The following is an 11,551-nucleotide window of genomic DNA, read 5'->3' on the forward strand; positions in this document are numbered from 1 at the left end:
GTCTGGGTCACCGGGTCGCCGCCTGGTGTCCGGTTCCGGGCGCGTGGTGGGGAGGGGGGTGGGACCGCGCCGGTGCGGGGAGGTACGTTCTCGTTCGTGCCCGCACCCAAGAAGACCGTCAGGCGAGCCCTGTCGGTCACCTCCGCCGCCCTGACCGCCCTCGCCGTCCTCTCCCCCGCGGCGTCGGCCGCCCCGAGCCCCTCGGCGAGCCCCTCGGCCACCCCGCCCGCCAAGATGTCGACGGTGGGCGGCGCACGGCTCGGGCAGCCGGGGACACAGGTGGATCTGGCGGGTGGGGCGCCCGTGCTGCCGAAGGACCTCACCGCCCGCTCGTGGATCGTGGCCGACGCCGAGTCCGGCGACGTGCTCGCCGCACACAACGCGCACTGGCGGCTGGCCCCGGCGAGCACGCTGAAGATGCTCTTCGCCGACACGCTGCTGCCGAAGTGGCCGAAGACCACCGAGCACAAGGTCACCCGGGCCGACCTGGCGGGCATCGGGGCGGGCTCAAGCATGGTCGGTGTGAAGGAGGAGGAGACCTACACCGTCCACGACCTGTGGCTCGGCGTCTTCCTGCGCTCGGGCAACGACGCCGTGCACGTGCTGTCCGCGATGAACGGCGGAGCGAAGCAGACCGTCGCGGAGATGAACGCGCACGCCGAGGAACTGCAGGCCCTGGACACGACCGTGGTCACCCCCGACGGCTACGACGCGCCGGGCCAGGTCTCCTCCGCGTACGACCTGACGCTGTTCGCCCGTTCCGGGCTTCAGAAGAAGGACTTCCGCGAGTACGCCTCGACGGTCCGCACCGAGTTCCCCGGCGAGACGAAGAAGGACGAGAAGGGCAAGACGTCCCGCACGCCCTTCGAGATCCAGAACACCAACCGCCTGCTGGCCGGCGACTCCGACGTGGAGGTCTACCCGGGCATCGCTGGCGTGAAGAACGGCTACACCACCAACGCGGGCTACACCTTCACGGGCGTCGCCGAACAGGGCGGCAAGGTCCTGCTCGTCACGGTGATGAACCCGGCGAAGGACGAGCACAACGAGGTCTACAAGGAGACCGCCCGCCTCTTCGACTGGGGCTTCAAGGCGGCCGGCAAGGTGAAGCCGGTGGGTGAGCTGGTCCCGCCGAGGAGCGCCGCGCGGGCAAGCCCCCAGCCGGGCGCCGGCCCCTCTGGGGAGGCGGGCGGCGCCGGCGAGGGCACGGCGGGCCCGCAGCCGGTGGCGGTCGCCCCGGCCGCGGGCGGCTCCGGAGGCGTCGGCGTCGCGGCCGGCATCACCGCCGGGGTGCTGGTGCTGCTCGCGGGCGGGGCGTGGCTGATCAACCGGAGGTGGCCGCTGCCGGACCTGGTCCGTCGTCGGACGCGCCCGTGAGGCCCTGCTCGCCGCTCTCCTCCTCCCCGATTTCCCGCTCCTTGCTCCCCGTCGCCGTCCAGGCGGCGCAGAACAGCACCAGCTTCGAGGTGAAGTTGATCCACAGGAGCAGGGCGACGGGAACACCGAAGGCGCCGTACATGCTCTTCGCGGCGACGCCCTGCATGTAGCCGCTCAGCAGCAGCTTCAGCAGTTCGAAGCCGATCGCGCCGATCAGCGCGGCCACCACCAGGCGGCGGCGCGCGGGCTGGACGCCGGGAAGCAGGGTGAGCACGTACAGGAGCAGCAGGAAGTCGGCGAGCACGGCGACGGCGAACGCCGCGACGTAGAGGAGCACGCTGCCGAAGCCGCCGTCGAGGCCGAGTTGCCGGACGATCCAGCCGACCAGCGCCGAGGCGACCGTGGAGATGGCGACGGTGACCAGGAGCGCGCCGCCCAGACCGACGAGGACGCCCCCGTCCTTGGCCCGGTGCAGGAGGGGGTTCTCCTCCTCGTCGGGCAGTTCCCAGACGGCGCGCAGGCAGCCCCGGGTGGCGTCGACCCAGCCGATGCCGGTGAACAGCAGCAGGGCACCGGCGATGAGGCCGACGGTGCCGGCGTTGTCGATCAGGCCCTGGATGTTCAGCTGGTCGGAGATGCCGGGGACCTGCTCGGCGATCTTGTCCTGGAGCTCGTTCTGCCGGTCCTTGCTGAGCGTGGCGGCGGCGACCGCCGCGGCCAGGCTGAGAAGCGGGAAGAGCGCGACGAAGCTGGTGAAGGTCATCGCGGCCGCCAGGCGCGTCCACTTCACCCGGTCCAGTCGCTCGTAGGAGCGCCACGCGTGCGTGGTCATCAGCCGCGTCGCCCACGGCCCGACGACGGGGAGCTTCTTCAGCCAGTCCATGATCCGACCCTGCCCCCACCCGTCCCGGTCCATGATCCCGCCGTGCCACCGGTTCCGGCCCCGGTGCGGAAGACCAGTGTCCTTGTGCCCCAGAAACGCAGGATCGTGGCCAGGACCATGCCGATTCCGGCGCCGGAGATCGTGTCGGCGCGCTGCGAGGTGAGGCCGAGGCCGTAGTGGCTGACGGCCAGGCACAGCAGTTGTACGGCGGCTCCGGCGGCGTTCACCGCGAAGAAGACGGCGTACGGGCGCAAGCCCCGGGGACGGGTGTGCCGGTAAGTGCCGAACGCGTTGCCCGCGTACGCCACGGAACAGCCGGCGACGAAGGAAAGGGCCTTGGCGGTGAGCGGGTCGAGGCCCGCCGGGCCGCGCAGGACCGTGAAGAGGGTGAGGTCGACGGCGTAGGCGAGGAGCCCGGCGACGGCGAAGCCGATCACCTCGCGCCGTGTTCCCTTGGCGGTGCCGTCTACCAATTGGCCACCGCCAGGGCGTACATCGCCACCCACACCACGCCGATCAGGGCGAGCGCCCGGTCCCGCAGGACGACGTCCTCGGGTTCGCCCGCGGTGCCGCGGTCGGCGAAGACGGCGTAGCGCAGGACGGCGAGGATGAAGGCGACCATCGACAGCTGGCGCCAGGGCAGCACGCTGGTGTGCGGCACGCCGCCCTCCTCCATGGCCCACAGGCAGTAGCCGAGGACGGCGACGCCGGCCGCGAGCTGCCAGACGAAGCGGAGGTAGCCGGTGGTGTACTCGGTGAGCAGCGCGCGGGTGGCGCCCGCCTTCCCGGCCATCTGGACGGCCTCCGAGTAGCGCTTGGCGGAGACCATGAACAGCGCGCCGAAGCCGGTCGTGATGAGGAACCAGCGCGACAGCGGGATGCCGAGCGCGAGTCCGCCGATCATCGCCCGCATCAGGAAGCCGGTGGTGACGACGGCGAGGTCGACGACCAGGACCTGCTTGAGGCTGATGCAGTACGCCAGTTGCATGGCGAGGTAGGCGGTCAGCAGCGCGGCGACCACGGGCGGGCACAGCCACGCCGCGACGAGGGGCGCGAGGACGCCCAGGGCGCCCCCGACGACGTACGCGACCGGCACCGGAACCTGTCCGGCGGCCACCGGGCGGTGCCGCTTGACCGGGTGGGCGCGGTCGGCCTCGGCGTCGCGCGCGTCGTTGACCAGGTAGACGGCGGCGGCGCAGGCGGTGAACAGGACGAAGACCAGGGCCAGCCGGGTCAGGACGTTCGGGGCGAACAGCTCGCCGGCGGCGGCCGGGGCTGCGACGACCAGGACGTTCTTGACCCACTGGCGGGGGCGTGCGGTCCTGAGCAGGCCGGCCAGGAACCCCTTGCGGCCGGGCGGCGCGGACTCGGGCTGCTGTTCCGGGGCGCGTTGCCGCAGTACGGCGGCGTCAGTCACGGGGACCTCCGCGCATCCAGTCGGCGCCGAGCCGGGCCGTGAGCGCGCCCAGGGCCGCGCCCGCCGCGACGTCCGAGGGGTAGTGCACGCCGACGACCAGCCGGGAGACGCACACCGCGGCGGCGAGCGGCCAGACGGCGTGCACGCCGAGCGCGCCGAAGGCGACGGCGGCCGCGGCGGCCGAGGTGGCGTGGGAGCTGGGGAAGGAGTGCCGGCCGGCGGTGCGCACCAGGGGCACGATGTGCGCGGGGCGCGGACGGCGCACGACCCGCTTCACGCCCATGCTGACGACGTGCGCGCCCGCGGTGAGGGCGGTGCCGCGCAGCCAGGCACCGCGCCGCGGGCCGTCCACGGCGGCTCCGGCGAGGCCCGCCGCCAGCCACAGCGCCCCGTGCTCCCCGGCCCAGGACAGGGCACGCGCGGCACCGGCCACGCGCGGGTCCGTGCCGCAGGCTCTGAGCGCCGTCACGATCCGGTGGTCCATGTCGAGGTCGTCCATGTGGACTCACTGTTCACGCCCACGGCGCGGGAAGTCCGGCGTGATCGAGCGACATACCATTAATCACCCGTTTCGGGGATGAGCCGGATGTTCCATGACTGATCCCCCGTACAAGGGCGGTACGGTCGCCCGCATGTCCGCCGACACCGTTCCCGCCGCCGAAGGAGACTCCGGCACGACATGGGGTCCCGTCACCGGCTGGGGCCGTACCGCGCCCACCGCCGCCCGGCTGATCCGCCCCCGCACGTACCAGGAGGCCGCCGACGCCGTCCGGGAGTGCGGGGTCCGCGGCGGCATCGCGCGGGGCCTGGGGCGGGCGTACGGGGACGCGGCGCAGAACGCGGGCGGAGCCGTGCTCGACATGACGGGCCTGGACCGCGTCCACGCCATCGACGCCGACGGCGGCACCGTGCTGTGCGACGCGGGGGTCTCCCTGCACCGGCTGATGGAGGTGCTGCTGCCGCTCGGCTGGTTCGTGCCGGTGACGCCCGGCACCCGCTACGTGACGGTCGGCGGAGCGATCGGCGCCGACATCCACGGCAAGAACCACCACGTGTCGGGGTCCTTCGCGCGGCACGTGCTCTCGTTCGAGCTGCTCACCGCCGACGGCCGGGTCCGCACCGTGGACCGGGGCACACCGCTGTTCGACGCGACCGCCGGGGGCATGGGCCTGACCGGCGTGATCCTCACCGCGACCGTGCGGCTCCAGCCGGTCGAGACGGCGCTGATGTCGGTCGACACCGAGCGCGCCGCCGACCTCGACGACCTGATGGCCCGCCTGACGGCCACGGACCACCGCTACCGCTACTCGGTCGCCTGGATCGACCTCCTCGCGCGCGGCGCGCGGACCGGCCGCGCGGTCCTCACCCGCGGCGACCACGCCCCGCTGGACGCGCTCCCCGAGCGCTCGCGCGCGCGGCGGGACCCGCTGGCCTTCCGCACCTCCCGTCTCCCGGCCGCCCCCGACCTCGTGCCGGACGGCCTGCTGAGCCGGACGACGGTGGGCCTGTTCAACGAACTCTGGTACCGCAAGGCGCCCCGCGTCAGCCGGGGCCGCCTGCAGCGGATCTCCACCTTCTTCCACCCCCTGGACGGCGTCCCCCACTGGAACCGCGTCTACGGCCGCGGCGGCTTCGTGCAGTACCAGTTCGTCGTCGGCCACGACCGGGCGGACGCCCTGCGCCGGATCGTGCGGCGCATCTCGGAGCACCGCTGCCCCTCCTTCCTGGCCGTCCTCAAGCGCTTCGGCGAAGCCGACCCGGGCTGGCTCTCCTTCCCCGTGCCCGGCTGGACCCTCGCCCTGGACGTCCCGGCGGGCCTGCCGGGCCTCGGGGCCTTCCTCGACGGCCTGGACGAGGAGGTCGCACAGGCCGGCGGTCGGGTCTACCTCGCCAAGGACTCCCGGCTGCGGCCCGAACTGCTCGACGCGATGTACCCGCGCCTGACCGACTTCCGCGCGCTGCGCGCGGAGCTGGACCCGCGCGGGGTGTTCGTGTCCGACCTGGCCCGCCGTCTCCATCTCTGAGCAATCTTCAGGAGCTGTCGTGAAGGACGCCTTCGGCATCCCCCAGTCCCTACTCGTCCTCGGCGGTACGTCCGAGATCGGGCTCGCCACCGCGCGCCGCCTGGTCGCCCGCCGCACCCGCACGGTGTGGCTGGCCGGCCGCCCCTCCCCCGCCCTGGACCGGTCCGCGCGGCAGCTGCTCGATCTCGGCGCCGAGGTACGCACCGTCGCCTTCGACGCGCTGGACCCCGAGTCCCACGAGGCGGCGCTCGGCAAGGTCTTCGCCGAGGGCGACATCGACATGGTGCTGCTCGCCTTCGGCGTCCTGGGCGACCAGGCGCACGACGAGCGGGAGCCGCTGAACGCCGTGCGGGTGGCGCAGACGAACTACACCGGCGCCGTCTCGGCGGGCCTGATCAGCGCCCGCGCGCTGCAGGCCCAGGGCCACGGCTCACTGGTGGTGCTCTCCTCGGTGGCCGGCGAGCGGGCCCGCCGCGCCAACTTCATCTACGGCTCCAGCAAGGCCGGCCTGGACGCCTTCGCACAGGGCCTCGGCGACGCGCTGCACGGCACCGGCGTGCACGTCATGGTCGTACGCCCCGGGTTCGTGCGGTCGCGGATGACCGAGGGCATGGAGGAGGCGCCGCTCGCCACGACGCCCGAGGCGGTGGCCACGGCCATCGAGCTGGGGCTGCGGCGGCGCTCGGAGACGGTGTGGGTGCCGGGCGCGCTGCGCGTGGTGATGTCGGCGCTGCGGCACCTCCCGCGGGGGGTGTTCCGGCGGCTGCCGGTGTGAGGGCCCCGGTTCAGCGGGTGGGCAGGGAGTCGCGTTCGACGCGGCCCGCCTGCGGGGGCACGGTGGCGCTGCCGAACGGGAACTCCCGCAGCTTGCGCCACACCCCGTCGGCGCCCTGCTCGTAGAGCGCGAAGCCGGTGCAGGGCCACTGGGCCTCGTAGTCGGACAGTTCCTCGTAGGCGCGGTCCATCGCCGCCTCGTCGATGCCGTGGGCCACGGTGACGTGCGGGTGGTACGGGAACTGCAGTTCGCGTGGCACCGGGCCGGAGGCGTCGCGGATCCGTTTCTGCAGCCACGAGCAGGCCGCGCCGCCCTCGACCACCTGGACGTAGACCACGGGCGAGAGCGGGCGGAAGGTGCCGGTGCCGGACAGGCGCATCGGGAAGGGCCTGCCGCGCGCCGCGACCTCGGCGAGGTGCGCCTCGATCGACGGCAGCGCACCGCCGTCGACCTCGGTCGGCGGCAGCAGGGTGACATGCGTGGGGATGCCGTGAGCGGCCGCGTCGCCGAAGCCCGCGCGCAGCTGCTGGAGCTTGCTGCCGTGTGGCTCCGGGACCGCGATCGACACGCCGATCGTTACGGTCCCCACGTCGTCTCCTGTCGTTACGCGTCACTCGTTGAGTGTCGCTGTGTCGGACACCCGGTTATCGACTGTACGGCCACGACCGTGCCCGGGGCAGGCGCAACCGGAGTGATGTGCAGCGCTACGGCGGCGTGCCGGGGCGCACGGGACGGGCCCGCGGGTGCTGTGATCAGCGCCGGGGGCGGCTCCGGGGTGGCGCCGCGGTCAGTGCTTGGCGGGCAGGAAGCCGAGCCCGTCGTACGCCCGGGCGAGGGTCTCCGCGGCGACGGAGCGCGCCTTCTCCGCGCCCTTGGCGAGGATCGAGTCGAGGGTCTCCGGGTCGTCCAGGTACTGCCGGGTGCGGTCCCGGAAGGGCGTGACGAAGTCGGTGACGATCTCGGCGAGGTCCGTCTTCAGCGCGCCGTAGCCCTTGCCCTCGTACTTCTGCTCCAGCTCGGGGACCGTCGTGCCGGTGAGCGTCGAGTAGATCGTCAGCAGGTTGCTGACGCCGGGCTTGTGCTCGCGGTCGAAGCGGATCACGGTGTCGGTGTCGGTGACCGCGCTCTTGACCTTCTTCGCGGTGGTCTTCGGCTCGTCCAGGAGGTTGATCAGGCCCTTGGGGGTGGCCGCCGACTTGCTCATCTTGGCGGTCGGGTCCTGGAGGTCGTAGATCTTCGCCGTCTCCTTGAGGATGTACGCGCTCGGGACGGTGAAGGTGTCGCCGTAGGTCTGGTTGAACCGGTCGGCGAGGTCGCGGGTCAGCTCCAGGTGCTGGCGCTGGTCCTCGCCGACGGGGACCTGGTCGGCCTGGTAGAGCAGGATGTCGGCGACCATCAGCATCGGGTACGTGAAGAGGCCGACGGTGGTGCGGTCGTTGCCCTGCTTGGCGGACTTGTCCTTGAACTGCGTCATCCGGGACGCCTCGCCGAAGCCGGTGATGCAGTTCATCAGCCAGCCGAGCTGGGCGTGCTCGGGGACGTGGCTCTGCACGAACAGCGTGCACCGGTCCGGGTCGAGACCGGCGGCGAGGAGCTGCGCGACGGCTACGCGGGTGTTCTCGCGCAGCTCCTCGGGAGCCTGCGGGACCGTGATCGCGTGCAGGTCGACGACCATGTAGAAGGCGTCGTGGGTGTCCTGCATGTCGACCCACTGGCGTACGGCACCGAGGTAGTTGCCGAGGTGGAACGAGCCGGAGGTCGGCTGGATACCGGAGAGCACGCGGGGACGTTCAGAGGCCATGCCCATCATTGTCTCAGGTTCCGCCGCAGACTCGTTCCCCCCGGTCGGCGACCGTCAGCCGAGGTCGATCTCCGGGTACAGGGGGAAGCCCTTCACCAGGTCCGTCGCGCGCTGGGCGATCTCCTGGGCCACCTTCTCGTCCAGGACGTGGGAGGCCTTCGACGGGGCGCCCGACTTGGTGGTGCCCGGCTCCGTGGTGGTCAGGACGCGGTCGATCAGGCCCGCGACCTCGTCCATCTCCGCCGTGCCCAGGCCGCGCGTGGTGAGCGCGGGGGTGCCGATGCGGATGCCGGAGGTGTACCAGGCGCCGTTCGGGTCGGCGGGGATGGCGTTGCGGTTGGTGACGATGCCGGAGTCGAGGAGGGCGGCCTCGGCCTGACGGCCGGTGAGGCCGTAGGAGGAGGCCACGTCGATCAGGTTCAGGTGGTTGTCGGTGCCGCCGGTGACCAGGGTGGCGCCGCGCTTCATCAGGCCCTCGGCCAGCGCGCGGGCGTTGTCGACGATGCGCCGGGCGTAGTCCTGGAAGGCGGGCCGACGGGCCTCGGCGAGGGCGACGGCCTTGGCGGCCATGACGTGCGGGAGCGGGCCGCCGAGCACCATCGGGCAGCCGCGGTCGACCTGGTCCTTGAGGGAGTCGTCGCACAGCACCATGCCGCCGCGCGGGCCGCGCAGGGACTTGTGGGTGGTGGTCGTCACGATCTGGGCGTGCGGGACCGGGTCGAAGTCGCCGGTGAGGACCTTGCCCGCGACGAGGCCCGCGAAGTGGGCCATGTCGACCATGAGGGTGGCGCCGACCTCGTCGGCGATCTCGCGCATGATCCGGAAGTTCACCAGGCGCGGGTACGCCGAGTAGCCGGCGACGATGATCAGCGGCTTGAACTCGCGGGCCTGGGCGCGCAGGGCCTCGTAGTCGATGAGGCCGGTGGCCGGGTCGGTGCCGTAGGAGCGCTGGTCGAACATCTTGCCGGAGATGTTCGGGCGGAAGCCGTGGGTGAGGTGGCCGCCGGCGTCCAGGGACATGCCGAGCATCCGCTGGTTGCCGAAGGCCTGGCGCAGCTCGGCCCAGTCGGCCTCGGTCAGGTCGTTGATCTGGCGGACGCCGGTCCTCTGGAGGAAGGGCGCCTCCACTCGGTCGGCGAGGACGGCCCAGAAGGCGACGAGGTTGGCGTCGATGCCGGAGTGCGGCTGGACGTAGGCGTGGCGGGCGCCGAACAACTCGCGGGCGTGCTCGGCGGCCAGGGACTCGACGGTGTCGACGTTGCGGCAGCCGGCGTAGAAGCGGCGGCCGACGGTGCCCTCGGCATACTTGTCGCTGAACCAGTTGCCCATGGTCAGCAGCGTCGCCGGGGAGGCGTAGTTCTCGGAGGCGATCAGCTTGAGCATCTCGCGCTGGTCGGCGACCTCCTGGCCGATCGCGTCGGCGACGCGGGGCTCGACGGTGCGGATGACGTCGAGCGCGGCTCGGTAGGCGGTGGACTCGGGGGACAGCTCTGCTGACATGGGGACCTCCGGACGTGGCGTTCTCACGGTACGGCCCAGGCGCACGGCACTCGTCGCTCGGGCCGCTCCCCGATGGTCGGTCCCATCCCAGCGCGCCAGTCACGGCCCGCGGCCAGCCTACCGGGCGGCCCGGAGTGCCGGGCCGCGGCGTCCACCATGCGAGCGACGGTGTTCAGAGGATCACATGGGGCAGGAAGCGGGCGTACTCGTCCGTCACCAGGCCCGAGGACTCCCGGATGCCCAGGCCCGCCGACTCGTCCTCCACCACCCAGGCGCCGAGCACGACGCGGTTGCCGTCGAAGTCCGGGAGCGGGGCCAGCTCCTGGTAGCAGCACGGCTCGGTGCGCGCGGGGGCCTCGGTGCCGGGGCGGTGGACCGTGACGCCGGCGCCCTCGCGGCCGAGGAGGGGCTTGGCGACGTAGCCGGTGGTGTCGGCCAGCTCGCGGGGGCCGTCGAGGTGGGCGGGGAGCAGGTTCGGGTGGCCGGGGTACAGCTCCCAGAGGACGGCGAGCAGGGCCTTGTTGCTGAGGAGCATCTTCCAGGCGGGCTCGATCCACAGGGTGGTGCCGGTGCCGCCGCCGTTGTCGAGGGTGTCCAGGACGTGGTCGGCGAAGCGGTCGGTGGTGAGCCACTCCCAGGGGTAGAGCTTGAAGATGCTGCGGATGAAACGGAGCCTGGTGTCGACGAAGCGGCCGGAGAGGCGGTCCCAGCCGATCTCCTCCATGGAGATCCACTCGGTGGCCAGGCCCGCCTGCTCGGCGGTCTCCTTGAGGTAGGCGACCGTCATCAGGTCCTCGCCGAGCTCGTCGGCCTCGGAGTTCGCGAAGTACAGCGGGCTGCCGGGCGGGAGGAGGGCGGCCTGCTTCTTCCAGGCGTCGATCAGGCGCTCGTGGAGGCTGTTCCACTGGTCGGCGCCGGGGAAGCGCTCCTCCATCCAGAACCACTGCGGGGAGGCGGCCTCCACCAGGGAGGTCGGGGTGTCCGCGTTGTACTCCAGGAGCTTGGCGGGCCCCGTGCCGTCGAAGCGCAGGTCGAAGCGGGCGTAGACGGAGGGGAGTTCGGCGCGGCGGTGCCAGGCCTCGGTGACCGCCCGGACCACGCGCGGGTCGGTGATGCCGAGGTCGGCGAAGCGGCCGTCGGTGACGATGTGCTCGGCCGCCGCCAGGCACATGCGGTGCAGTTCCTCGACGACCTCCTCCAGCGCCTCGACCTCGGGCAGGGAGAAGACGTAGTAGGCGCTCTCGTCCCAGTAGGGGCGCAGGGTGTCGTCGGGGTAGCGGGTCAGCGGGTAGATGCAGCCCTGCTCCTCCACGATCTGCTGCCAGCCGGGGCGGGGCTCCGTGGTGCGGCGTTCCATGGTCCGGCCCTCAGCCGCCGCCGCTGCCGGAGCCGGAGCAGCCGAAGCCGCCGCGGTCGACGGCCTCGTCGCGGCTGAAGGTGCCGCCGTCGGCCCAGCCGTTGCTGACGTCGGCGTCGTAGTACCAGTCGGCGTCGTCGACGCCCTTGGAGCCCTTCTTCTTGCCGCCCTTGCCGTACGAGCCGCCGGACGAGCCCGACTTGCAGTTCTTGTCGGCGACGACCTTGTAGCCGTTGATGTAGTCGTAGCTGTCGCGGTCCACGCAGCGGCGGTCGGGGTCCGATCCGCACGCGCTCAGGGCCGCCGCGAGCACTCCCATTCCGCCGAGCACCACGGTGCTCGATCGCAGCCGTCGCCGGGTCTCCGCCATGTGCGTCTCTCCCCCGTTGTCCGCTTTCCTGCACGACAGTTGGGCCG

Annotated in this window: 12 protein-coding genes and 1 riboswitch; of the genes, 3 read left to right on the forward strand and 9 right to left on the reverse strand. The window is 72.4% G+C overall.

Annotated features, from left to right (window positions below):
* Window positions 1-96: 96 nt before the first annotated feature.
* A complete protein-coding gene (locus IE142_RS05410) occupies window positions 97-1,377 on the forward strand; it encodes a D-alanyl-D-alanine carboxypeptidase family protein (RefSeq protein ID WP_191884648.1) in 1,281 nt (426 codons plus the stop codon).
* On the opposite strand, the gene IE142_RS05415 is transcribed toward IE142_RS05410, so the two are convergent.
* Genes IE142_RS05415 through IE142_RS05430 form a run of 4 tightly spaced genes read right to left on the reverse strand, consistent with a single transcriptional unit; the run spans window position 1,325 to window position 4,176 of the window.
* Entirely contained in the window at window positions 1,325-2,260 is a 936-nt protein-coding gene (locus tag IE142_RS05415; RefSeq protein ID WP_229830169.1) for a YihY/virulence factor BrkB family protein, read from the reverse strand. The two genes, IE142_RS05410 and IE142_RS05415, sit on opposite strands and share 53 nt — an antisense overlap.
* Entirely contained in the window at window positions 2,248-2,733 is a 486-nt protein-coding gene (locus IE142_RS05420) for a GtrA family protein (RefSeq protein WP_191884650.1), read from the reverse strand. The genes IE142_RS05415 and IE142_RS05420 overlap by 13 nt, the downstream gene beginning before the upstream one ends.
* Complete coding sequence (locus IE142_RS05425) at window positions 2,727-3,677, reverse strand: decaprenyl-phosphate phosphoribosyltransferase (RefSeq protein ID WP_191884651.1); 951 nt, start codon at window positions 3,675-3,677, stop codon at window positions 2,727-2,729. Before IE142_RS05425 ends, IE142_RS05420 begins: the two co-directional genes overlap by 7 nt.
* Window positions 3,670-4,176: a phosphatase PAP2 family protein gene (locus IE142_RS05430; RefSeq protein ID WP_100046867.1), complete on the reverse strand. Its 507-nt coding sequence runs from the start codon at window positions 4,174-4,176 to the stop codon at window positions 3,670-3,672. The genes IE142_RS05425 and IE142_RS05430 overlap by 8 nt, the downstream gene beginning before the upstream one ends.
* 133 nt (window positions 4,177-4,309) lie before the next feature.
* Here IE142_RS05430 and dprE1 point away from each other — a divergent pair, with 133 nt between their 5' ends.
* Window positions 4,310-5,701, forward strand: coding sequence for a decaprenylphosphoryl-beta-D-ribose oxidase (gene dprE1 / locus IE142_RS05435; protein ID WP_191885044.1), 1,392 nt, complete (start codon window positions 4,310-4,312; stop codon window positions 5,699-5,701).
* A gap of 19 nt (window positions 5,702-5,720) precedes the next feature.
* Window positions 5,721-6,476: a decaprenylphospho-beta-D-erythro-pentofuranosid-2-ulose 2-reductase gene (gene dprE2 / locus IE142_RS05440; RefSeq protein ID WP_191884652.1), complete on the forward strand. Its 756-nt coding sequence runs from the start codon at window positions 5,721-5,723 to the stop codon at window positions 6,474-6,476.
* A 10-nt stretch (window positions 6,477-6,486) separates the two neighbouring features.
* On the opposite strand, the gene IE142_RS05445 is transcribed toward dprE2, so the two are convergent.
* The 5 genes from IE142_RS05445 to IE142_RS05465 all read right to left on the reverse strand — a co-directional run bounded on the left by IE142_RS05445 (window position 6,487) and on the right by IE142_RS05465 (window position 11,504).
* Complete coding sequence (locus IE142_RS05445; RefSeq protein ID WP_100046864.1) at window positions 6,487-7,065, reverse strand: 2'-5' RNA ligase family protein; 579 nt, start codon at window positions 7,063-7,065, stop codon at window positions 6,487-6,489.
* A gap of 198 nt (window positions 7,066-7,263) precedes the next feature.
* Complete coding sequence (trpS, locus tag IE142_RS05450) at window positions 7,264-8,283, reverse strand: tryptophan--tRNA ligase (RefSeq protein WP_078949379.1); 1,020 nt, start codon at window positions 8,281-8,283, stop codon at window positions 7,264-7,266.
* A gap of 48 nt (window positions 8,284-8,331) precedes the next feature.
* Window positions 8,332-9,777, reverse strand: coding sequence for a glycine hydroxymethyltransferase (locus IE142_RS05455; RefSeq protein WP_191884653.1), 1,446 nt, complete (start codon window positions 9,775-9,777; stop codon window positions 8,332-8,334).
* A gap of 26 nt (window positions 9,778-9,803) precedes the next feature.
* Window positions 9,804-9,890: riboswitch (ZMP/ZTP riboswitch) on the reverse strand.
* A gap of 59 nt (window positions 9,891-9,949) precedes the next feature.
* The gene (locus IE142_RS05460; RefSeq protein WP_191884654.1) at window positions 9,950-11,134 is read right to left on the reverse strand and encodes a glutathionylspermidine synthase family protein; all 1,185 of its coding nucleotides are present in this window, start codon (window positions 11,132-11,134) and stop codon (window positions 9,950-9,952) included.
* 10 nt (window positions 11,135-11,144) lie between these two features.
* Window positions 11,145-11,504, reverse strand: a complete 360-nt coding sequence (locus IE142_RS05465) for a hypothetical protein (RefSeq protein WP_191884655.1) — start codon at window positions 11,502-11,504, stop codon at window positions 11,145-11,147.
* Window positions 11,505-11,551: the final 47 nt, after the last annotated feature.

Origin of the sequence: Streptomyces mutabilis, from assembly GCF_014649815.1 — a bacterium.
Taxonomy (GTDB): domain Bacteria; phylum Actinomycetota; class Actinomycetes; order Streptomycetales; family Streptomycetaceae; genus Streptomyces; species Streptomyces mutabilis.

Bases quoted from the DNA above. Each gene is read 5' to 3' on its own strand.
- trpS (WP_078949379.1), bottom strand. From the start codon at position 8,283: ATGGGCATGGCCTCTGAACGTCCCCGCGTGCTCTCCGGTATCCAGCCG.
- IE142_RS05415 (WP_229830169.1), bottom strand. From the start codon at position 2,260: ATGGACTGGCTGAAGAAGCTCCCCGTCGTCGGGCCGTGGGCGACGCGG.
- IE142_RS05430 (WP_100046867.1), bottom strand. From the start codon at position 4,176: ATGGACGACCTCGACATGGACCACCGGATCGTGACGGCGCTCAGAGCC.
- dprE1 (WP_191885044.1), top strand. From the start codon at position 4,310: ATGTCCGCCGACACCGTTCCCGCCGCCGAAGGAGACTCCGGCACGACA.
- IE142_RS05455 (WP_191884653.1), bottom strand. From the start codon at position 9,777: ATGTCAGCAGAGCTGTCCCCCGAGTCCACCGCCTACCGAGCCGCGCTC.
- IE142_RS05460 (WP_191884654.1), bottom strand. From the start codon at position 11,134: ATGGAACGCCGCACCACGGAGCCCCGCCCCGGCTGGCAGCAGATCGTG.
- IE142_RS05465 (WP_191884655.1), bottom strand. From the start codon at position 11,504: ATGGCGGAGACCCGGCGACGGCTGCGATCGAGCACCGTGGTGCTCGGC.